Annotated in this window: 20 protein-coding genes; 3 read left to right on the top strand and 17 right to left on the bottom strand. The window is 69.2% G+C overall.

Going from position 1 to position 21,230, the window contains the following annotated elements; all coding sequences use genetic code 11:
• Positions 1-39 precede the first annotated feature (39 nt).
• Complete coding sequence (locus tag ACNJ7K_RS22665; RefSeq protein WP_120282424.1) at positions 40-1,071, bottom strand: esterase/lipase family protein; 1,032 nt, start codon at positions 1,069-1,071, stop codon at positions 40-42.
• Positions 1,072-1,281: 210 nt separating this feature from the next.
• On the opposite strand from ACNJ7K_RS22665, the gene ACNJ7K_RS22660 reads away from it, so the two are divergent.
• Positions 1,282-2,058 carry a hemerythrin domain-containing protein gene (locus tag ACNJ7K_RS22660; RefSeq protein WP_225623780.1) on the top strand — a complete coding sequence of 259 codons (777 nt, stop codon included), beginning with the start codon at positions 1,282-1,284 and terminating at the stop codon, positions 2,056-2,058.
• Positions 2,059-2,097: 39 nt separating this feature from the next.
• Here ACNJ7K_RS22660 and ACNJ7K_RS22655 read toward each other — a convergent pair whose 3' ends face one another.
• The 16 genes from ACNJ7K_RS22655 to ACNJ7K_RS22580 form a co-directional block, all read right to left on the bottom strand.
• Complete coding sequence (locus ACNJ7K_RS22655; RefSeq protein ID WP_159418459.1) at positions 2,098-4,116, bottom strand: primosomal protein N'; 2,019 nt, start codon at positions 4,114-4,116, stop codon at positions 2,098-2,100.
• A 17-nt stretch (positions 4,117-4,133) separates the two neighbouring features.
• Entirely contained in the window at positions 4,134-5,348 is a 1,215-nt protein-coding gene (gene metK, locus ACNJ7K_RS22650) for a methionine adenosyltransferase (RefSeq protein WP_120282422.1), read from the bottom strand.
• A 134-nt stretch (positions 5,349-5,482) separates the two neighbouring features.
• Entirely contained in the window at positions 5,483-6,766 is a 1,284-nt protein-coding gene (gene coaBC, locus ACNJ7K_RS22645) for a bifunctional phosphopantothenoylcysteine decarboxylase/phosphopantothenate--cysteine ligase CoaBC (protein ID WP_120282421.1), read from the bottom strand.
• Positions 6,763-7,065 (bottom strand): DNA-directed RNA polymerase subunit omega, encoded by a 303-nt coding sequence (gene rpoZ / locus ACNJ7K_RS22640; protein WP_016691680.1) that lies wholly within the window; start codon positions 7,063-7,065, stop codon positions 6,763-6,765. Before rpoZ ends, coaBC begins: the two co-directional genes overlap by 4 nt.
• A 75-nt stretch (positions 7,066-7,140) precedes the next feature.
• Positions 7,141-7,692: a guanylate kinase gene (gmk, locus tag ACNJ7K_RS22635; protein WP_039587131.1), complete on the bottom strand. Its 552-nt coding sequence runs from the start codon at positions 7,690-7,692 to the stop codon at positions 7,141-7,143.
• A gap of 64 nt (positions 7,693-7,756) precedes the next feature.
• Positions 7,757-8,077: an integration host factor, actinobacterial type gene (gene mihF, locus ACNJ7K_RS22630; protein WP_006551450.1), complete on the bottom strand. Its 321-nt coding sequence runs from the start codon at positions 8,075-8,077 to the stop codon at positions 7,757-7,759.
• Positions 8,078-8,506: 429 nt separating this feature from the next.
• A complete protein-coding gene (gene pyrF / locus ACNJ7K_RS22625) occupies positions 8,507-9,349 on the bottom strand; it encodes an orotidine-5'-phosphate decarboxylase (RefSeq protein WP_064060291.1) in 843 nt (280 codons plus the stop codon).
• Entirely contained in the window at positions 9,346-12,690 is a 3,345-nt protein-coding gene (gene carB, locus ACNJ7K_RS22620; RefSeq protein ID WP_039587129.1) for a carbamoyl-phosphate synthase large subunit, read from the bottom strand. The genes pyrF and carB overlap by 4 nt, the downstream gene beginning before the upstream one ends.
• A complete protein-coding gene (carA, locus tag ACNJ7K_RS22615; RefSeq protein ID WP_039587127.1) occupies positions 12,690-13,874 on the bottom strand; it encodes a glutamine-hydrolyzing carbamoyl-phosphate synthase small subunit in 1,185 nt (394 codons plus the stop codon). The genes carB and carA overlap by 1 nt, the downstream gene beginning before the upstream one ends.
• A 117-nt stretch (positions 13,875-13,991) precedes the next feature.
• Positions 13,992-14,483, bottom strand: a complete 492-nt coding sequence (locus ACNJ7K_RS22610) for a PH-like domain-containing protein (protein WP_039587126.1) — start codon at positions 14,481-14,483, stop codon at positions 13,992-13,994.
• 8 nt (positions 14,484-14,491) lie between these two features.
• Positions 14,492-15,805 (bottom strand): dihydroorotase, encoded by a 1,314-nt coding sequence (locus ACNJ7K_RS22605; protein ID WP_039587389.1) that lies wholly within the window; start codon positions 15,803-15,805, stop codon positions 14,492-14,494.
• A 44-nt stretch (positions 15,806-15,849) separates the two neighbouring features.
• On the bottom strand, positions 15,850-16,791 hold the full coding sequence (locus tag ACNJ7K_RS22600) for an aspartate carbamoyltransferase catalytic subunit (RefSeq protein WP_060653219.1): 942 nt from the start codon (positions 16,789-16,791) through the stop codon (positions 15,850-15,852).
• Positions 16,788-17,405 carry a bifunctional pyr operon transcriptional regulator/uracil phosphoribosyltransferase PyrR gene (pyrR, locus tag ACNJ7K_RS22595; protein ID WP_024100783.1) on the bottom strand — a complete coding sequence of 206 codons (618 nt, stop codon included), beginning with the start codon at positions 17,403-17,405 and terminating at the stop codon, positions 16,788-16,790. The genes ACNJ7K_RS22600 and pyrR overlap by 4 nt, the downstream gene beginning before the upstream one ends.
• A 208-nt stretch (positions 17,406-17,613) precedes the next feature.
• A complete protein-coding gene (nusB, locus tag ACNJ7K_RS22590) occupies positions 17,614-18,123 on the bottom strand; it encodes a transcription antitermination factor NusB (protein ID WP_120282418.1) in 510 nt (169 codons plus the stop codon).
• On the bottom strand, positions 18,124-18,687 hold the full coding sequence (efp, locus tag ACNJ7K_RS22585; protein WP_120282417.1) for an elongation factor P: 564 nt from the start codon (positions 18,685-18,687) through the stop codon (positions 18,124-18,126).
• Between the two features lie 34 nt (positions 18,688-18,721).
• Entirely contained in the window at positions 18,722-19,819 is a 1,098-nt protein-coding gene (locus ACNJ7K_RS22580; RefSeq protein WP_120282416.1) for a M24 family metallopeptidase, read from the bottom strand.
• Positions 19,820-19,894: 75 nt separating this feature from the next.
• Between ACNJ7K_RS22580 and ACNJ7K_RS22575 the strand changes: the two genes are divergently transcribed.
• A complete protein-coding gene (locus ACNJ7K_RS22575; protein ID WP_120282415.1) occupies positions 19,895-20,497 on the top strand; it encodes a B-4DMT family transporter in 603 nt (200 codons plus the stop codon).
• A 116-nt stretch (positions 20,498-20,613) separates the two neighbouring features.
• A complete protein-coding gene (locus ACNJ7K_RS22570) occupies positions 20,614-21,216 on the top strand; it encodes a TIGR03086 family metal-binding protein (protein WP_120282414.1) in 603 nt (200 codons plus the stop codon).
• Positions 21,217-21,230 lie beyond the last annotated feature (14 nt).

The raw sequence follows: 21,230 nt of genomic DNA, 5'->3' as shown, positions 1-21,230 counted from the left end.
GAGCGTGGAGCTCAGGTCTCGGAACTCGGGTGTCTGCGTTCAGGTGTTGGACTGGAGGATCAGTTCGGGGATGCCGGTGCCGAGCGCGACAGGGGTGCACTCCCCGATCGCGTACCGGTCGGGATCGAGTGCATGCCGCGCGAGCTGCAGCGAGAACGGGTCGTAGACCATGTTGAAGTGACCGGTCAGATCCTGCGGGCACAGCTCCTGGATCACGTGGTTGACGGCGCCCTCACCATGGAGTGCGACATTGCCGGCGGGCTGGATGACCTCGTCGACCTCGCTGCCGATGGTCGTGTAGCGCACACCGGGCACGGTGTCGGTGGGTGTGTTGAGCTCGGTGAGCAGTTCCGACCCCTGAAGCTGCTGCACGAGGGCGACGGAGAACTCGCCCTCGACGATGTCGGTCGCTCCGGGCAGCGCGGCGAAGGCGGCCCCGATGCCGTAGAAGGTGCCGCCGTAGCTCGGCGACGCGATCCCGACCCACCGGTCGACGACCTCGGCACCTCCGAGCTCGTTGATGTAGTAGCGGGCCACGGTGGCTCCCTGCGAGTAACCGACGACATCGACCTCCACCGCACCGGTGGCGTCGAGAACCTCGGTGACGAACTCACCGAACTGTGCTGCGGAGACCCGGATGTCGCCCGTGCCGTAGTCCTCGGCACCGTCGGCGAACCCGTAGTTCAGGGCGAACACGCACCAGCCTGACGCGGCGAGCAGCGGTGAGAGAGCAGCGAAGTCGGAGTAGGCGTTGGAATCGGTGCCGTGCGCGAGCACCACCGGACGAGGGTGCTCCTCGGACGGAACACACGCGAAGTCGTTGCTACCGGCGGGGGCGACATCGGGGTTGTTCTCGGCGTATTCGGCCGCTTCGGCGTGCCCGGTGGCCACCGGTCCCGCCGGGACGGGCACGCTGCTGTACGACCCCTCCCCGAGACCGAGGATCGGTCCGTCGTCGGACGGGAGCGGCTGCGCCGCCGCTGCGCCCGCAGTCAGTGCCGCCGTACCCACAGTCAGCATCGCGACGACACACGCTCCGACGACACCACCGACACTCCGCCCGGCACCCATTCGTCCGCCCTCTCCTCCTGTGCCTCCCCGGCACCTACGGAAGAGATCGGTCACAATCACCGGCTCCGTTACTGTGACAAATAATATCTCCGGCAACGCGTGTCGCTGTCGTACATATGTAGGACAGCAGCGGGCGGTCTTGCGCTCGGTCCGTGCCGGATCGACACTGGGAACAGCCTCCGTCGACGGAAACTCCACGGTGCGAACACGGTGCCCCGCACCGTCCTCGCAGATCCCCGCCTGCGCTCCGCAGGTCTCGTTGCTCGTCGATTCACGGGAGTCGTCATGATCACCGATCCCGACGGACCTGCCGATACCCGAATCATGGGAATCGTGCATTCCGCCCTCCGCCGCGACCTCCTCCGCATCGAGGTCGCCACCTCGACGAAGACATGGCAGGAGACTCACCGAGTGGCTCTCGCCGATCACGTGTTGTGGATGATGGATTTCCTGCACCATCACCACGAGTCCGAGGACCGTGGGCTCTATCCGCGCGTGGTGCAGTGCAATCCCGACGCGGCGCCGCTCGTGGAGAGAATGAACGCCGACCACCGCACCATCGAGCCTGCGATCGCCGCCGTCGAGGACGCCGCCCGGGATTTCCGCGCCGACCGCCCCGGTTCCGGGGAGGCACTCGGTGCAGCACTGTCCCGCCTGTCCGAGGTGCTACTACCCCATCTCGAACGCGAGGAGCGGGAGATGATGCCGCTGGTCTCGACCAGTATCACCGATGCGCAGTGGCGGGCGTGGGACGACGAGTTCAACATCAAACCGAAAGGGATGCAGCAGCTCGGCAAGGAAGGGAACTGGCTCATCGACGGTCTCGACGACTCCTCGCGCGATCACGTCGTGCATCTCGTACCGCCCGTACCGCGCTTCGTCCTGCTGCACATCCTCGGCATACGCCATCGCCACGACTTCGCGGCCCTGTGGAAGGGCACGGACGCCGCATCGATTCCGTCGCAACCGATTCCGAAAGCGGCCTAGCCGGGCGGTGGCGATCCGCACCCGCTCACCTCGGCCGGTTCAGCCGATACGCGGCGGATCCACCTGGACCCGCAGCGGACCGTCCGCGCGACGCGCCGTGCGGGTGGCCTGGGCGTCGCGCAGGGCGCGACCGAGTGCGCGACCGCGCTCGCGTGCGACCCGCACGATCATCCGGTGCACGTTCTCCGGTTCCGGTCCCTCGGACCCGAACGGCAGTCGTTGACCCGGCGGGAGCGGCACGGGCCCGAGCAGCTCGGCTCCCTCGGGCAGATGTGTGGCTTCGAGGAGTTCGGCGACAGCCGCGGACGCCCCGTCGATCGCGGCCATGTGGACCGCGGGCGGAAAACCGACCTCGGCTCGTTCGGAGACCTCGGACTGGGCGTGTCCCACGGGATCCCAGCGCACAAGAGCTTGCACGGTGGGGATGCCGGAATCGGCGACGACCACGACCTGTCCCCCGTCGGCGAACGACCGCACGAGCGCCGACGCGGTGAGCCAGCGGCGCATCGTCTCCTCGGTAGCGCGCAGATCGGCCCGGCCGAGCAGCGCCCACCCGTCCAGGAGCAGCGCCGCCCCGTAACCGCCCTCGGCGACGGGTTCGGCACCCACAGTGGAGACGACGAGCGACGCCGAACCGGGCACGGTGTGCTTGACGTCGTTGCCGCCGGAGGTCACGACCGGCACACCGGGGAAGGCGCGGCCCAGTTCTTCGGCGGTGCGAGCCGCCCCGACCACCACGGCCCGCAACGAGCGCGCGCCGCACGCGTGGCAACGGTGGCGCGCATCGGCGACACCGCACCAGCGGCATGCCGGGATCGCGGCGCCGTCGGGACCGGCCGCCGTGGGCAGTGCGAGCGGACCGTTGCAGTGCCGGCACCGGGCGGGTGCCCGGCACTTTCCGCACGCGAGCGCGGGCACGTATCCGCGCCGCGGTACCTGCACGAGCACCGGACGGTCGGCCGCGAGGGCGGATCGGGCGGCGGCGAACGCGATGGCAGGCAGTCGCGCGGCACGCGCGGCCGGATCCCGTGCGAGTGCGTGGTCGCTGTCGGCGAGGGCCGTGACCTTCGGCGCGCACGACCGTACGACGTCGCGGGGTGCCACGAGATCGTGTGCCCAGCCGGCGTCGACGAGCGCCTGGGTCTCCGCGGTACGGGCGTGCCCGGCGATCACGATGGCGGCACCGACGGCGTGGGCGCGCAGAGCAGCCACTTCGCGGGCGTGCGGATACGGGGACCGTGGTTCGCAGTGCAGGTCGTCGCCGTCGTCCCACACCACGAGGAGCCCGAGATCGGGGGTCGGGGCGAAGGCCGCTGCCCGGGTCCCGACGACGATGCGCGCGGATCCGCGCAGCGCCGCGAGCCAGCGCCGATACCGCTCGGCCGGCCCGAGGCCGGCGGCGAGGCCGACGACGTGATCGGCGCCGGCGACGTCTGCACACGCCTTCACGAGACGGTCGAGGTCGCGCTGATCGGGAACGACGAGCACGGCCGCCTTCCCCGAGGCGAGGGTCAGCGCGGCGAGTTCGGCGAGCCGTCGGGGCCAGTCCTCACCGGGCAGCGCCTGCCAGGCCGCGCGCGGGGCGCGGCCGCCGCCGAGCGCTTCGAGGAAGTTCTCGCCGTGCCGGTACCGGCCCCACGCGGCGGGATCGATCTCCGGAACAGGCGGTGGTTCCGGTGTGCGCGGTGTCTCGGCTTCGACACGTGCGTGTCGCGGAGGTACCGCCAGACGCAGCACGTCGGCCCGGGTCCCGGCATAGCGGGTCGCGACTTCCTCTGCCAGAGCAGCGATCTCGGGCGTGAGGACCTGTTCGGACGAGACGACCCGGTCGAGCCGGCCGAGCTTGCCGGTGTGATCGCTCGTCGCGGCGCGTGCGAGCAGGAAACCGTCGACCAGACGTCCGGCGAAGCGGACGCGGACGCGGACGCCCGGGCGGGCGTCCGCGTCCAGGTCGCGCGGGATCAGGTAGTCGAACTCCCGGTCGAGGTGCGGAACCGGTAGCAGCGGGAGAACCCGCGCGACCGGATCGACCTCGGCGGCGTCGAAATCAGCAGCCACCCGGGCCCGATCGGAATCTACAGACCGGCGGCCGCGCGCAGCTTGTCGGCGCGGTCGGTGTTCTCCCACGGCAGCTCGATGTCGGTACGGCCGAAGTGGCCGTACGCAGCGGTCTGCGCGTAGATCGGGCGCAGCAGGTCCAGGTCGCGGATGATCGCGCCCGGACGCAGGTCGAAGACCTCACCGATGGCCTGCTGGATGCGGGCCGGGTCGGTCTTCTCGGTGCCGAAGGTCTCGACGAACAGACCCACCGGAGCCGCCTTGCCGATCGCGTAGGCGACCTGCACCTCGATGCGGTCGGCGAGACCGGCGGCGACGGCGGTCTTGGCGACCCAGCGCATCGCGTAGGCGGCCGAACGGTCGACCTTCGACGGGTCCTTGCCGGAGAACGCGCCACCACCGTGACGGGCCATGCCACCGTAGGTGTCGACGATGATCTTGCGGCCGGTGAGGCCGGCGTCGCCCATCGGGCCGCCGAGGACGAACGATCCGGACGGGTTGACCAGCAGACGCACGTCGGCCGTGTCGAGGTCGGCCAGGTTCGGGTCGGCGAGCACCGCATCGACGACGTGGGTGCGCAGATCCGGCGTGAGCAGGTTGTTCAGATCGATATCGGCGGCGTGCTGCGTCGAGATGACGATCGTGTCGAGACGGACGGGCTTGTCGCCGTCGTACTCGATGGTGACCTGGGTCTTGCCGTCGGGACGCAGGTACGGCAGGACCGCAGACTTGCGGACCTCGGTGAGCCGGCGCGACAGGCGATGTGCGAGGGAGATCGGCAACGGCATGAGTTCGGGCGTGTCGGAGCACGCGTAGCCGAACATCAGGCCCTGGTCGCCGGCGCCCTGGCGGGCGACCTCGTCGTCGGTGAGCACACCGCTGCGCGCCTCGTGCGAGACGTCGACGCCGCCGGCGATCTCGGGCGACTGCGCGCCGATCGCGATGTTGACACCGCAGGAGTTGCCGTCGAAGCCTTTCGACGACGAGTCGTAGCCGATCTCGAGCACCCGATCGCGGACGATCTTGGGGATGTCGGCGTACGCCGAGGTGGTGACCTCACCGACCACGTGCACCTGGCCCGTGGTGACGAGGGTTTCCACAGCTACCCGGGCACGAGGATCCTCGGTGAGGAGCGCGTCGAGAACCGAGTCGCTGATCGCGTCACAGATCTTGTCCGGATGCCCTTCGGTCACGGACTCACTGGTGAAAAGACGACCGCCGGTCTTGCTCACGAAACTCCCTCTCGACTGTGCGCCAAGCGCTGGACGGACAAACCGTATGGAGCATGCGCTCCCCGATCGGGCCGGAGAGACCCGATCGCAGTGCCGACGCTACTGCTCCGCAGGCGTCGGCGCGAGTATTGAAATCACCCGATTCTGCTGCGTTCCGCCAGCAGAGGTCCCAGTGCGTCGAGCACGCGGCTGGCCATGAGGGCCTTCGAGCCGTGGGCGAGGGCGGTTTCCGAACCGTCCGCGGACAGCAACCAGCCGTTGTTGTCGTCGACCTCGAACGCCTTGCCTTCGCCGACGGCGTTGACGACGAGCAGATCGCATCCCTTGCGGGCGAGCTTCTCGCGGGCGTAGGTGAGCACGTCGCCGTGTTCGTCGCCGGTCTCCGCCGCGAACCCGACGATGACCGTCTCGGCGGACAGGCCGCCTTCGGCACGCGCCCGAACGAGACCGGCGAGGATGTCGTCGTTCTTCGTCAGCGCGATGGAGTCGGGCTCGCCCTCACCCTTCTTGATCTTGCTGGTCGCGAAGGTGGAGGGCCGGAAATCGGCGACGGCCGCGGACATGATGACCGCGTCCGCACCCGAGGCGTGCTTGGCGACGGCGTCCTGCATCTGCGCGGCCGTCTGGACCCGCACGACATCGACCGCGGCCGGGTCGTCGAGCCCCGCGATGCTGCCGGCGACGAGCGTGACGTCGGCGCCGCGTTGGGCGGCGAGACGGGCGAGCGCGTAGCCCTGCTTGCCGGACGACCGGTTGCCGAGGAAGCGCACCGGGTCGAGGGGCTCGCGGGTACCGCCGGCGGACACGACGATGCGGCGACCGACGAGGTCGCGGGGCAGCGCGTCGGCCCGCTCGAGCAGCAAGGAGGCCAGATTGAAGATCTCGTCGGGTTCGGGCATGCGCCCGGCACCGGTGTCCTTGCCTGTCAGCCGACCCGAGGCCGGTTCGACGACCACGGCACCGCGGCGACGCAGCGTCGCGACGTTGTCGACGGTCGCGGGATGCTCCCACATCTCGGTGTGCATCGCGGGCACGAACATCACGGGGCACCGCGCGGTGAGCAGGGTGGCCGTGAGGAGGTCGTCGGCGCGACCCGCGACCGCCCGTGCCATGAGGTCGGCGGTGGCCGGAGCGATGACGACGAGGTCGGCCTCCTGCCCGAGCCGGACGTGCTGCACCTGCGGCACCTCGGCGAACACCCCGGTCTGCACGGGATTGCCGGAGAGCGCCTCGAAGGTGGCGCGCCCGACGAATTCGAGGGCGGACTCCGTCGGGACGACCCGCACGTGGTGTCCGCTCTCGGTGAAGGCACGGATCAGTGCGCAGGACTTGTAGGCGGCGATGCCACCGGCGACACCGACGACGATGCGGCGGCGCTGCACGGATCCGGCCTCGCCGCTCGAAGCGGGGTTGCTCACTCGCCTTCGGTGTGCTCGAGCAGATCCGAGTGGATCTCGCGCATGGCGATCGACAGCGGCTTCTCCTGCAGACCCGGCTCCACGAGGGGGCCGACGTACTCGAGGATGCCGTCGCCGAGCTGGTTGTAGTAGTCGTTGATCTGGCGTGCCCGCTTGGCGGCGTAGATCACCAGCGCGTACTTCGAGGAGGCGCGCTCGAGCAGCTCGTCGATAGGCGGGTTGGTGATACCCGTGGGGGTGTCGTAGACCGGAAGGGTGTTGCCCTCGAGGTCGGTCGCGGCTGCCTGGATGCTGCTCACTCGGTGTTCTCCTGAGATGTCGCGGGATGGGAGGGCGCCGGAACCGGCAGCCGGACGCGCTCGAGGCGCGGACGGTCAGTCGGCTCCGGGTCCAACCAACAAGGATACCAATTCATCGCAGGCCCGGTCGACATCGTCGTTGATGATCACGACATCGAACTCGTCCTGCGCGGCCAGTTCGCTGCGGGCGGTATCGAGCCTGCGAGCGACGACCTCGTCGGTTTCGGTGCCTCGGCCGGTGAGGCGCTCGACGAGCACCTCCCAACTGGGCGGGGCGAGGAAGGCGAGGACTGCGTCCTGCATCGCTGCACGGACGGCCCGCGCACCCGCGAGGTCGACCTCCACGAGCACCGGATGTCCCTCGGCGAGTGCGTCGAGCACCGGCTTGGCCGGCGTGCCCGATCGCTGCAGGCCGCCGTGGATGTCGGCCCATTCGAGCAGTTCGCCGGCTTCGATCATCCGGTCGAACTCGGCGCGGCCGACGAAGTGGTAGTCCACTCCGTCCACCTCGCCCGGTCGCGGGTCCCGGGTGGTGGCCGAGACACTGAAGTGCAGATCCGGGATCCGGCTCCGCAGAAGGCGTACGACGGTCGACTTACCCACCGCGGAGGGTCCGGCCAGTACCACCAGCCGGCCCCTCCGCGTTGCGGGTGCGCTGTCCGTCACGGGTCGTGCGTCAGCTACCACGTGCTCAGGCGTCGAAATCGAACCTGGCGAGCAGGGCCTTGCGCTGACGGTCGCCGAGGCCGCGCAGACGGCGGGTCGGGGCGATCTCCAGCTCGGTCATGATTTCCTGCGCCTTGACCTTGCCGACCTTCGGCAGGGCCTCGAGCAGAGCCGACACCTTCATCTTGCCGAGGATCTCGTCGTTCTCGGCGTCCTTGAGCACCTGCTTGAGGTCGGTGCCGCCGCGCTTGAGGCGCTCCTTGAGCTCAGCCCGGGCACGACGGGCAGCAGCCGCCTTCTCCAGAGCAGCGGCGCGCTGCTCATCGGTCAGCTGGGGAAGGGCCACGGTTCCTCCGTCTCATCGTTGGCTTTCGAGTCTTCACCGCTGTAACCAGCGGCGATAGCGACCGTACTCACGACCACCGACGAATGCGAACCCACCCCCCGGCGATCCGCTCGAAAATCCGTGCGGTAGTGCACGCCGTTTCCGCAGTGGATCTCGCACCCTCCGATCGGCGTCGAGACATCGCCACGAACTGCTCGAACAGTGAAAAACCGCAGGTCACCGGGTATTCGATGCGACAGAGCGGGCCACATCGGGTCGGGCGGCTCCCCGGCTCACCGACCCGCTGCTCCGGCGCTTCGGCGGGCCGAGAAATTTTTTTCCCATTCCGCGTGTCGCGCCACTCCGAGCGCAGGTCAGAGTGCATACGAGCGATATGTACGACTCGTGCCCGGATCGCGCGTGGCGATCCGGGCACGAGAGTCGAACGTCTCAGTTCGTCAGGAAGGCGAAGCCGTCCAGGGTGCGGGCGACGGCGGCCCGCAGGTCGGCGACGGACGGGCCGGCCCGCAGCACGTCGCGTGAGACGTTGGGCACGACCGCCCGCAGGTGGTCGCCTGCGAGTCGTCGCACGTCGTCGGCGGTGCCGCCCTGGGCCCCCACTCCGGGCATCAGGATGGGCCCGTGGAGGTCGGACAGGTCCGGTGCCTCGGTGAGGGTCGCACCGACCACCACACCCACGGAGCCGAGCCCTGCGGCCCCGTCCGTGGGGGCAGCGCTGTTGCGAGCAGCGCACTCGTCCACCACGGCCTGCGCGACGGTGCGCCCGTCGTCCAGCCGCGCGCGTTGGAACTGGGCACCCTCGGGATTGGAGGTCGCCGCGAGCACGAACACCCCGCGGCCCGTTCCGGCGGCCAGATCGAGCGCCGGGGCGAGCGAACCGAAACCCAGATACGGGGAGACGGTCACCGCGTCCGAGCACAGCGGAGAGCCGTCCGACAGCCAGGTGCGTGCATAGGCGTCCATCGTGGAGCCGATGTCACCGCGCTTGGCGTCGGCGAGGACGAGCGCCCCCGCCTCCCCCAGGTGCGCGATGGTGCGTTCGAGAACCGCGAGACCGGCGGAGCCGTAGGCCTCGAAGAACGCCACCTGCGGCTTGACGACCGCGACGGTGTCGCCGAAGGCCTCGACGCACAGTTCACCGAACCGAGCCAGGCCGTCGACGTCGTCGGCGAGCCCCCACGCGGTGAGGAGCCCCGGATGCGGGTCGATGCCCACGCACAGCGGCCCGCGGCGCCCGAGAGCGTCCGCGAGTCGCTGCCCGAAGGGCGTCACGCCTGTTCGGCGGGCACGCCGCGCAGCCGCGCGTGCATCCGCTGGATCGAGCTGACTCCGATCTCGCCGCGCAGTGCCGCCTCGATACCCTGCACGGCCGCGGAGGCACCCTGCACCGTGGTGACGCACGGGATGTTCGCGGCGACCGCCGCGCTGCGGATCTCGTAACCGTCCACGCGCGGACCGGCGTTGCCCCAAGGGGTGTTGATGACCATGTCCACATCGCCGGCGCGGATACGGTCGACGACGTCGAGTGCGCCTTCCGGCTTGTCCTCGCCGGAGACCTTGTAGACCTGCTCGCACGGAACACCGTTGCGGCGCAGCACTTCTGCTGTTCCCACGGTGGCCATGATGTGGAAGCCCAGGTCGGCGAGGTGCTTGACCGGGAAGATCATCGACCGCTTGTCCTTGTTCGCGAGCGAGACGAAGACCGTGCCGGAGGTCGGCAGGGAACCGTAGGCGGCGGTCTGGCTCTTCGCGAACGCGGTTCCGAAGTCGTCGTCGAGGCCCATGACCTCACCGGTGGACTTCATCTCCGGGCTGAGCAGGGTGTCGATGCCCGTGCCGTCGGCACGCCGGAACCGGTTGAAGGGCAGCACCGCTTCCTTCACCGCGACCGGTGCGTCGAGCGGAATGTCGCTGCCGTCGCCCTCGGCCGGGAGGATGCCCGCGGCACGCAGCTCGGCGATGGACTCGCCGAGCATCACCCGGGCGCAGGCCTTGGCGAGCTGCACCGCGGTCGCCTTCGACACGAACGGCACCGTTCGGGAGGCACGGGGGTTCGCCTCGAGGACGTAGAGGATGTCGTCCTTGAGCGCGTACTGGACGTTGAGCAGGCCCTTGACGCCGATGCCCTTCGCGAGCGCGGCCGTCGAGCGGCGCACGTTCTCGATGTCGGCGCGGCCCAGAGTGATCGGCGGCAGTGCACAGGCCGAGTCGCCGGAGTGGATGCCGGCCTCCTCGATGTGCTCCATGATCCCGCCGATGTACACGTCGGTGCCGTCGCACAGCGCGTCGACGTCGATCTCGACGGCGTCGTCGAGGAAGCGGTCGACGAGCACGGGGCGGTCGTCGGAGATCTCGGTGGCGTTGGAGATGTAGGTCTCGAGCGCCTTCTCGTCGTAGACGATCTCCATGCCGCGACCACCGAGCACGTAGGACGGGCGCACCAGCACCGGGTATCCGATGCCGGCGGCGATCTCGCGCGCACCCTCGAAGGTGGTGGCCGTGCCGTACTTCGCGGCCGGCAGGTCGGCCTCCTCGAGCACGCGCCCGAACTCACCGCGATCTTCCGCGAGGTCGATGGCCTCGGGCGAGGTACCGACGATCGGCACCCCGGCGGCCTTCAGGCGACGCGCCAGGCCGAGCGGGGTCTGGCCGCCCAGCTGGACGATGACGCCGGCGACGGTGCCGGACTCGCACTCGGCGCGGTAGACCTCGAGGACGTCCTCGAAGGTCAGCGGCTCGAAGTACAGGCGATCGGCGGTGTCGTAGTCGGTCGAGACCGTCTCGGGGTTGCAGTTGACCATCACGGTCTCGTAGCCGGCCTCGGACAGCGTCAGCGCGGCATGGACGCACGAGTAGTCGAACTCGATGCCCTGACCGATGCGGTTCGGGCCGGAGCCGAGGATGAGCACCTTGGGCTTGTCGCGCTGCTCCGCGACCTCGGACTCGGCCGCGGGGTCGAGCTCGTAGGTCGAGTAGTGGTACGGCGTCTTGGCCTCGAACTCGGCGGCGCAGGTGTCCACGGTCTTGTAGACCGGGTGGATGCCGAGCTCCTGACGCAGGGCGCGCACCTCGTCCTCGGAGGCGAACTGCGCCGGGCGCAGGGCCGCGATCTGCCGGTCGGAGAAGCCGTGGTGCTTGGCGTAGCGCAGCTCGGTGGCACCGAACTGCTCGGCGTTGCGGACGTCCTGGCCCAGCTCGACGATGTGCGCGAACTGCTCGAGGAACCACGGGTCGATCTTCGTGGCGTCGAAGAGCTGCTCGACGGTCGCACCGAGCTCCAGGGCCCGGGCGATCCGGTAGAACCGGCCGTCCGTGGGGGTGCGGATCTCCTCGAGGATCTCGTCGAGAGTGCCCTCGATCTCGGGGCCCGTCCAGAAGCCCGCGGACTTCGTCTCGAGCGAGCGCAGCACCTTGCCGAAGGCCTCGGAGAAGTTGCGGCCGATCGACATGGCCTCACCGACCGACTTCATGGTGGTGGTGAGAGTGCCGTCGGCGCCGGGGAACTTCTCGAAGGCGAACCGCGGGGCCTTGACCACGACGTAGTCGAGGCTCGGTTCGAAGCAGGCCGGGGTCTCCTTGGTGATGTCGTTGACGATCTCGTCGAGCGTGTAGCCGATGGCGAGCTTGGCGGCCATCTTCGCGATCGGGTAGCCGGTGGCCTTCGACGCGAGTGCCGACGACCGCGACACGCGCGGGTTCATCTCGATGACGACGAGCCGGCCGTCGCGCGGATCCATCGCGAACTGGATGTTGCAGCCGCCGGTGTCGACACCGACCTCGCGCAGGATGGCGATCGAGAGGTCGCGCATCTTCTGGTACTCGCGGTCGGTGAGGGTCATCGCGGGAGCGACGGTCACCGAGTCGCCGGTGTGCACACCGACCGGGTCGACGTTCTCGATCGAGCAGACGATGACGACGTTGTCGGCGCCGTCGCGCATGAGCTCGAGCTCGTATTCCTTCCAGCCGAGGATGGACTCCTCGATGAGCACGTTCGCGGTGGGCGAGGCCGCGAGGCCGCCGCCGGCGATGCGCTCGAGGTCGGCGTCGTCGTAGGCCATGCCGGAGCCGAGGCCACCCATCGTGAAGGAGGGGCGCACGACGACCGGGAAGCCGAGTTCTGCGACGGTCGCGCGGACTTCGTCCATCGTGTAGCAGACGGCCGAGCGGGCGGACTCGCCACCGCACTTGGCGACGATGTCCTTGAACTTCTGCCGATCCTCGCCGCGCTGGATCGCGTCGAAGTCGGCGCCGATGAGTTCGACGTCGTACTTGTCGAGGATGCCGCGCTCGGACAGGGCGACAGCGGTGTTGAGGGCGGTCTGGCCGCCGAGGGTCGCGAGCACCGCGTCGATCGGGGTGCCGTTGGCCTGCTCGGTCGCGATGACCTTCTCGACGTAGTCGGCGGTGATCGGCTCGATGTAGGTCGAGTCGGCGAACTCGGGGTCGGTCATGATCGTGGCCGGGTTCGAGTTGACCAGGGAGACGCGCAGGCCCTCCTCGCGGAGCACCCGGCACGCCTGGGTGCCCGAGTAGTCGAACTCACAGGCCTGTCCGATGACGATCGGGCCGGACCCGATGACCAGGACGTGGGAGAGGTCGGTACGGCGTGGCATCAGTTCTTCTCTCCCTCGAGCATGCGGGTGAAACGATCGAACAGGTAGGCGGCGTCGTGCGGTCCGGCCGCCGCTTCGGGGTGGTACTGCACGGAGAAGGCACGGCCGTCGAGGAGCTTGACGCCCTCGACCGCACCGTCGTTGGCGCAGGTGTGGCTGACGACCGCGCGACCGAACGGGGTGTCGAACTCCTGGCCGGCCTCGCCTTCGAGCGCGAACCCGTGGTTCTGCGCGGTGATCGCGATGCGGCCGGTCTCGTGCTCGACCACCGGGATGTTGATGCCGCGGTGACCGAACTTCATCTTGTAGGTGCCCAGGCCGAGCGCGCGGCCGAGGATCTGGTTGCCGAAGCAGATGCCGAACAGGGGCAGACCCTGGCCGAGCACCTCCTTGGTCAGGTGCACCGCGCCGTCGGCGGTCGCCGGGTCGCCCGGCCCGTTGGACAGGAAGACGCCGTCGGCCTTCAGGTCGAGGATGTCGTGCAGCGTCGCGGTGGACGGCAGCACGTGCACGCGGATGCCGCGCTGGGCGAACATGCGCGGGGTGTTGGTCTTGATGCCGAGGTCGATGGCCGCGACGGTGAAGCGGGCCTCGCCGTCGGTCGGTTCGACGACGTAACCGGAGGAGGTGCTCACCTCGCCGGCGAGGTCGGCGCCGAGCATCGAGGGCTGGCTCTTCACACGGTCGAGCAGGACGTCGATGTCGAGGTCGTCACCCTTCCAGGCGAGGGCGTCGCCAGAGAAGATCCCGGCGCGCATCGAACCGCGGGTGCGCAGGTGCCGCACGAGTGCGCGGGTGTCGATGCCCGCCAGACCCACGATGTTCTGCCGCTCGAGTTCGTCCTGCAGCGAGCCGGTGGCGCGCCAGCTCGACACTCGACGCGAGGGGTCGCGGACGATGAAGCCGGCCACCCAGATCTTGGACTCGGCGTGATCGCCGGTGGGGCCGACGGACTCGTTGTCCTCGTGGTTCCAGCCGGTGTTGCCGATCTGCGGTGCCGTGGCCACCACGATCTGCCGGTGGTAGCTGGGATCGGTGAGGGTCTCCTGGTAGCCGGTCATGCCCGTGCTGAAGACGGCCTCGCCGAGGGTCTGTCCGACCGCACCGAAGGGGATGCCGCGGAAGACCCGTCCGTCCTCGAGGACCAGCACAGCCGTGCCGCCGCCGAATGTTCTGCCGCTCATGCGTTGTCTCCGTTCTTATCGACCGCACCAGAGCCGGCCGCACGGGCTGAGATCTCGCGTGTCGTGATCGTCGTGTTGTTCGTCGTGATCGTCATCGTCGTTGTGATCGTCACCGTCTCAAGATTTTTCGTCGTTCCCGTTCGTCCAGAGCGGGTAGATCGACTTGTCGTCTCCGCGGAAGCCCGTGTCGATCTCGGTCCCCGAGGGCAGCTCCCAGCGGATGACCAGCACCCCGTCCTGGGACATGACCTTGCCGGCCAGCCCGCGCTCGGTGCGGATCGCACGGATCGAGTCCTGCGGGATCCAGATCGGGGATGCACCGTCGCGTTCGAGCAGCGCACCGGATCGGTAGCGCGACAGTTCCGCGTTCGCGCGGTGTCCGAGGTCGCCGACCGCGACGCGGTCCTGCCAGCTCGGCGCGAGGGTGCTGCCGACGTACAGGCCCGTGCTCGGCTCGACGAGCCGCTCCCCCAGCTCCGCGGGCACGGTCGGCAGTTCGCCGACCGCATCCCGCTGGCGTCGGGCGCGTCCCTTCCAGCCCTTCCACATCAGCAGGACGAGCACCACCCAGAGCGCGAGGAAACCGACGGTGATGAGAAAGCGATCCATGTCGGTTCCTACCTTTCGGTCGAGCGCGGGAACACCGCACCGTCGCGGGCGGTGATCCGTCCGCGCAACACGGTGGTGGTGACCCGGCCCGGCAGGGTCATGTCCTCGTAGGGCGTGTTGTGGGAGATGCTCGCGAGGTCGGGACCGTGCACCGTCCACTCGGTGTCCGGGTCCACGAGCACGATGTTCGCGGGTTCGCCCACCTCGAGCGGCCTGCCCTGGTCGTCGAGGCCCACGATCTCCGCGGGACGCTCGCTCATGACCTTCGCGACGCCGCGCCAGTCCAGCAGGCCAGGCCGGACCATCGTCTCGATCACGACGGACAACGCCGTCTCGAGTCCGAGCATTCCCGGACGTGCCTGTGAGAACTCGCAGCACTTGTCCTGTTCGGCGTGCGGGGCGTGGTCGGTGGCCACACAGTCGATGGTCCCGTCCGCGAGGCCGCGGCGCAGTGCTTCGACGTCGGATCTCTCGCGCAGCGGCGGATTGACCCGGTTGATGCCGTCGTAGCTCTCGAGACGCGAGTCGTCGAGGAGCAGGTGGTGCGGCGTGACCTCGGCGCTGATCGAGATGCCCTGCGAGCGTGCCCACCGGACGAGCTCGACGGTGCCGGCCGTCGACGCGTGGCAGATGTGCACGCGCGCTCCGGCGTCGCGGGCGAGCAGCGCGTCGCGGGCGACGATGGACTCCTCGGCGGCACGGGGCCAGCCGGTGAGGCCGAGACGCGCCGCGGTCGGTCCTTCGTGCGCGACGGCACCGACGGTCAGCCGCGGCTCCTCGGCGTGCTGGGCGATCAGGACACCGAGCGAGGCCGAGTACTCGAGCGCGCGACGCATGAGCAGCGGGTCGTAGACGCACTTGCCGTCGTCGGAGAACATCCGCACGCCACCGACACCGGCGGCCATCGTGCCCATCTCGGCGAGCTGCTTGCCCTCGAGTCCGACGGTGACCGCACCCACGGGGTGGACGTCGACGAGCCCGACCTCGCGGCCGCGGCGCCACACGTGATCGGTGACGACCACCGAGTCGGCGACCGGATCGGTGTTGGCCATCGCGAACACCGCGGTGTACCCGCCGCGCGCCGCGGCGGCCGAGCCCGAGTCGACGGTCTCGGTGTCCTCGCGGCCCGGTTCACGCAGGTGCGTGTGCAGGTCGACGAAGCCCGGGAGCACGATCTGTCCGGTACCGTCGACGATCTCCGCGTCGGCGTCGGCCTCGAGGTCGGCGCCGATCGCGAGGATCTGCTCGTCGCCGAGCAGCACGTCGACCGGGTCGCCCTCGCCGTAGAGGCGGACGTTGCGGATGAGCACCTGCGGCGTCACCTGTGTCACTCCTGTTCCTGTGTCTCCCGGATGGGAAGTGTGGGTCACGACAGGTTCCCTTCCGTGCCCACGAGCAGGCGGAAGAGCACCGCCATCCGCACGTGGACACCGTTGCTCACCTGCTGCAGCACAGCGCTCTGCGGGGCGTCGGCGACGGGGAAGCCGATCTCCATGCCGCGGAGCATCGGGCCGGGATGCAGGATCACGGCGTGCTCCGGCAGCAACGCCGCGCGCTTGGCGTTGAGTCCGTATCGGATCGAGTACTCGCGGGCGGACGGGAAGAACCCGCCGTTCATGCGCTCGGCCTGCACCCGCAGCATCATGACCGCGTCGAGGGTGGGAAGTTCGGCGTCGAGCGAATCGGCGACCGTCACCGGCCAGGTCTCCACCCCTACCGGCAGCAGGGTGCGGGGAGCGACGAGTACGACCTCGGCGCCGAGCATGCTCAGCAGCAGCGCGTTCGACCGGGCGACACGGCTGTGCAGCACGTCGCCGACGATGCCGATCCGGCGGCCTTCGAGCGAACCGAGACGCTGGCGCAGGGTGAGCGCGTCGAGCAATGCCTGGGTGGGATGTTCGTGGGTGCCGTCACCGGCGTTGACGACGGCCGGTCCGGAGCCGGATTCGTTGGTCCACTGCGCGATCCGGTGCGCGGCACCGGAGGCGGAGTGACGGACCACCAGCGCGTCGGCGCCGGCGGCGTGCAGGGTCAGCGCGGTGTCGCGCAGCGATTCGCCCTTCTTCACCGACGAACTGGACGCCGAGACGTTGATGACGTCGGCGCTCATCCACTTGCCGGCGACCTCGAAGGACACGCGGGTGCGGGTGGAGTTCTCGTAGAAGACGGTCATGATGGTGCGGCCGCGCAGCGTGGGGAGTTTGCGCACCTCACGCCCGAGCAGTGCCTGCTCGAACCGCTCGGCCTCATCGAGAAGCCCCGTCGCGGAGTCCTTCGTCAGATCCGCGATGGTGAGCAGGTGTTTCACTGGGACTTGCCTCCGGAGATCTCGACGGCGTCGCGCCCGTCGTGTTCGGTCAGCAGCACGCGGACATCCTCGCTGCGCGCGGTGGGGACGTTCTTGCCGACGTAGTCGGCCCGCAGCGGCAGTTCGCGGTGGCCGCGGTCGACGAGGACCGCGAGTTGCACCGCGCGGGGTCGTCCGAGATCGCGCAGGGCGTCGAGCGCGGCGCGGACAGAGCGTCCCGAGAACAGGACGTCGTCGACGAGGACGACGAGGGTGTTGTCGACGCCGCCCTCGGGCACCGAGGTGCGCTCCAGCGGGCGGTGCGGCTTCGTGCGGAGGTCGTCACGGTAGAGCGTGATGTCGAGCGAGCCGACCGGGACACGCACGCCTGCGAATTCCTCGATGCGGTCGGCGAGGCGCTGGGCGAGGGTGATCCCGCGGGTGGGGATGCCCAGGAGCACGACACGCGGCGCGTCCTCGGGGGTGTCGAGAGCGGTCTTCTCGATGATCTGGTGCGCGATGCGCGAGATCGTCCGGTGGACGTCGGCAGCGGAGAGCAGCTCACGCGCCGGCACGCCGGTACCGGAAGACGTAGTGGGGGTAGAAGCTGTGGACCCGTCCTCGGACACGGCCATGCAGCGACCTCCTTCTCCGCCTCACTGGACGGATCGTTAAAGGATGCCTGACAGTTGTCGAGCCTATCAGCGTCGACGTCCGCCCCGGCACGGATGACGGGTGAAGCGCAACACAGGCCCCGGATGCGTGAGCGGACCCGGCGGGAAGACTCCCACCGGGCCCGCTCACGGTGCCTCGTGTCGTCGCTCACCCGAAGAGGGTGAAAATTCAGGACTCGTTCGAGCTCTGATCCTGCGACTCCTGCGCCGGCCGGACGAGGGTGGCAGCGGCAGCTGCACGCACCTGGTCGGCGACGGCGACGATCTGACCGAGCACCCCGTTGACGAAGGCCGGCGAATCGTCGGTGGACAACTGCTTCGCCAGCTCGACCGCCTCGTCGACGGCCACCACGGGCGGCACATCGGTCGCGTGGAAGAGCTCCCACACCGCGATGCGCAGGATCGCGCGGTCGACGGCGGGAAGACGGTCCAGCGTCCATTCGTGCAGGTGATCGGCGATCACCCGATCGGTCTCGTCGAGATTGTCGGCGACGCCGCGGATGATGGTCTGCGCGTATGCCGGTACCGGCGCGACCTGATCGTCGTCGATCGCGAGTTCGACGCGATCGGCAGCGAGATCGACGGGGTGCACGTCGCGGGCCTCCGCCTCGAAGAGCAGGTCCACGGCGCGCTTGCGGGCCTTGTGGCGGGCCCCGAGCTTCTTCTGGTTACCGGACACTCAGGAATTCACTCGCCCGAGGTAGCTGCCGTCGCGGGAATCGACCTTGAGCTTGTCGCCGGTGTTGATGAACAGCGGGACCTGGATCTCGGCGCCGGTCTCGAGGGTCGCGGGCTTGGTGCCGCCGGTGGAGCGGTCGCCCTGCAGGCCCGGATCGGTGTGCTGGACGACGAGTTCGACCGTGACCGGGAGCTCGACGAACAGCGGGATGTCCTCGTGCGTCGCGACCTGCACGGGCATGTTCTCGAGCAGGAACTTGGCGCTGTCGCCGAGCAGCTCGGGCGAGATGGTGATCTGGTCGTAGGTCTCGCCGTCCATGAAGACGTAGTCGGTGCCGTCGTTGTAGAGGTAGGTCATGTCGCGGCGATCGACGGTGGCGGTCTCGACCTTGACACCGGCATTCCAGGTCTTGTCGACGGTCTTGCCCGACGTCACATTCTTGAGCTTCGTGCGCACGAAAGCGGGGCCCTTGCCCGGCTTGACGTGCTGGAACTCGATGATCTGCCAGAGCTGTCCGTCGATTTTCAGAACGAGGCCGTTCTTGAAGTCACTGGTATCAGCCACTTGGTTCGTGTCTCCTAGGGTCGAGGAACCGCCCTCAAACGACGGTCAATGTCTTGTCGGTGAGCGTGAGCAACTCCGGAGTATGCTCCCGCACCACGAGCGTGTCTTCGATCCGCACGCCTCCGCGCCCCGAGAAGTACACACCCGGCTCGACGGTCACCGCCGCACCGGCGACAAGTGTACCGGTCGCCGCGGCGCCGATTCCGGGCGCTTCGTGGATCTCGAGGCCGACTCCGTGGCCGAGCCCGTGCAGGAACAGGTCGGCGTAGCCGGCCTCGGCGATCACGGTGCGCGCGGCGGCGTCCACCGCGGCGCAGTCGACACCGGGCGCGAGCGCTTCGCGTCCGGCCTGCTGCGCGCGCAGGACCAGCTCGTACAGGTCGCGCTGCCAGTCCGCGACGCGGCTCAGCACGTAGGTGCGCGTCATGTCGGAGTGGTAGCCGCCGATCTGCGCCCCGAAGTCGAGTTTCACGAAGTCGCCCTCCGCAAGGATCGCGCCGGTCGGTCGATGGTGCGGGATCGCCGAATTGGCACCGGCGGCGACGATCGTCTCGAAGGAGATGCCGTCGGCGCCGTGCTCGAACATGCGCCATTCGAGGTCGCGGGCGACCTCCTTCTCGGTTCGCCCGGGACGCAGACCGCCCGCCGCGATCAGGTCCGCCAGTGCGCGATCGGCCGCACCGCATGCGTCGCGCAACAGGCGGATCTCGTGTTCGTCCTTCACGGCCCGCAGTTGTTCGACGAGCCCGGGAGCGGGAACGAAGCGGACGGACACGCCGAGCTCGTCCCACCGCGACCGTTCGTCGACCGTGACGACGTGACTCTCGAATCCCCAACGCGCAGAACCTGTTCCGAACTCGGTGACGAGGTGCGCGGCCGACGATCGGGCGATCACGGCCCGCAGGTCGGGGACCTGCTCCCCCACCTGCGTGACGTAGCGGCCGTCGGTGCAGATGACGGTGCGTGTCTCGTTCTCGTCGTCCTCGGTGGAGACGATCAGCGCCGCGTTGGATCCCGTGAAGCCCGTGAGGTAGCGGATACCGGTCAGATCGGTCACCAGCAGCGCATCGAGTTCGCGTTCGGCGAGCAGCGCACGCAGCGCTCGACGGCGGGAGGCGTGGTCGGCAGACATATCGCTCAACCTACCGCGATCACAGCTGTGGGACGGGACACACTGTCGGCTTCGCCACCCGTTACGCTGAGGTACATGAAACCCTGGTTGCTCCGCGGACTCGGGCTCGCCCTGGTCCACGTGGTCGTGCGCGTCCTGCTCGGTGCCGCTCTCATCCAGTGGCCGTTGCAGGGATCGGTACTGCGCTGGCTGGGCTTCGCCGTGGTGGTCGTCGCAGCGTTCGTCTGGGCCGGTCTCGACGGCATCCGCGACCACCGCGCCCATCCTGAACCCGACGAGGGCGACGACCTGACGATGCGGTGGCTCGCCGCCGGTGCGGTCACCGGCCTGGTCGGCGGGGTCCTCACCTGGCTCGTCGACACCGTCACCCCGATCCCGGTGGGCGTGACGTCCCTGTTCTTCGAGATCTCCTCCGGTGCCGCGTTCACCGTGCTCCTGGTGTTCCTTCCGGCGATGGCGGCGGTGACGCTGGGCCGGTTCTTCGCGCGCCGGAACGAGCGCAAGGCCGCCCGCGACGACGACTGGTCCGTCCACCGCGAGCACCACGCGCCCGCAGGCGTCGGAGCGGCCGCGTCGGCGGGTTCGGCGTCCGCGAATTCCGCGCAGCAGGCCGATCCCGCCTGGCGCAGCGACGACTCGCCCACCGAGGTGTTCCCGAGGATCGATCCGAAACAGTGAGACCCGAGTAGCGAAACCACAGCAGTGAGACCACCCGCCCCCGCACATCGGGGGCGGGTGCTCAGTTTTCCGGGTTGTGACGGTCAGTAGAGGTAGCCGACCTCGAGGAGCCGACCATGACCGACACCACCGAGACACTCGACCTGACTCCCGCGACCCGCCGCATGGAGCGCATCCTGACGGGAATCGACGACGCACAGTTGTCGGGGCCCACACCGTGTTCCGAGACCTCCGTCGGTGCACTCGTCGACCACGTGCTGGGCCTGTCGCTTGCGTTCACGGCCGCGGCCCGCAAGGACATCGGCCTGTACACCGACACTCCCCCGCAACTCACGAGCGAACTGACGCCGGACTGGCGGCGTCTCGTTCCCGACCGGCTCGGCGACCTCCGCGGAGCGTGGAGCGATCGCGAGGCCTGGGAGGGCATGACGCGCGCAGGCGGCCTCGACCTGCCCGCGCCGGTCGCCGGACTCGTCACGCTCGACGAACTCGTCGTGCACGGCTGGGATCTCGCCGTGGCCACGGGACAGCAGTACTCCTGCGAGCCCGACGAGATCGCCGCGTGTACCGCCTTCGCGGAGAGCATCACCGACGAGGAACGCGTCGCCGACGGGGGCGGACTGTTCGGTCCGGCCGTACGGGTGGGCGACGACGCCCCGCCGCTGGAACGCCTGATCGGACTCACCGGGCGCGACCCGTCGTGGAGACCGCCCGCATAGAACCAGGCGGTCGA

It is taken from the genome of Rhodococcus shunpengi, assembly GCF_048381395.1.
Classification (GTDB): domain Bacteria; phylum Actinomycetota; class Actinomycetes; order Mycobacteriales; family Mycobacteriaceae; genus Rhodococcus.
This window is presented reverse-complemented; position numbering and strand designations above follow the sequence as displayed.

Bases quoted from the DNA above. Each gene is read 5' to 3' on its own strand.
- ACNJ7K_RS22575 (WP_120282415.1), top strand. From the start codon at position 19,895: ATGAAACCCTGGTTGCTCCGCGGACTCGGGCTCGCCCTGGTCCACGTG.
- carB (WP_039587129.1), bottom strand. From the start codon at position 12,690: ATGCCACGCCGTACCGACCTCTCCCACGTCCTGGTCATCGGGTCCGGC.
- ACNJ7K_RS22580 (WP_120282416.1), bottom strand. From the start codon at position 19,819: ATGTCTGCCGACCACGCCTCCCGCCGTCGAGCGCTGCGTGCGCTGCTC.
- ACNJ7K_RS22570 (WP_120282414.1), top strand. From the start codon at position 20,614: ATGACCGACACCACCGAGACACTCGACCTGACTCCCGCGACCCGCCGC.
- ACNJ7K_RS22610 (WP_039587126.1), bottom strand. From the start codon at position 14,483: ATGGATCGCTTTCTCATCACCGTCGGTTTCCTCGCGCTCTGGGTGGTG.
- pyrR (WP_024100783.1), bottom strand. From the start codon at position 17,405: ATGGCCGTGTCCGAGGACGGGTCCACAGCTTCTACCCCCACTACGTCT.
- ACNJ7K_RS22665 (WP_120282424.1), bottom strand. From the start codon at position 1,071: ATGGGTGCCGGGCGGAGTGTCGGTGGTGTCGTCGGAGCGTGTGTCGTC.
- carA (WP_039587127.1), bottom strand. From the start codon at position 13,874: ATGAGCGGCAGAACATTCGGCGGCGGCACGGCTGTGCTGGTCCTCGAG.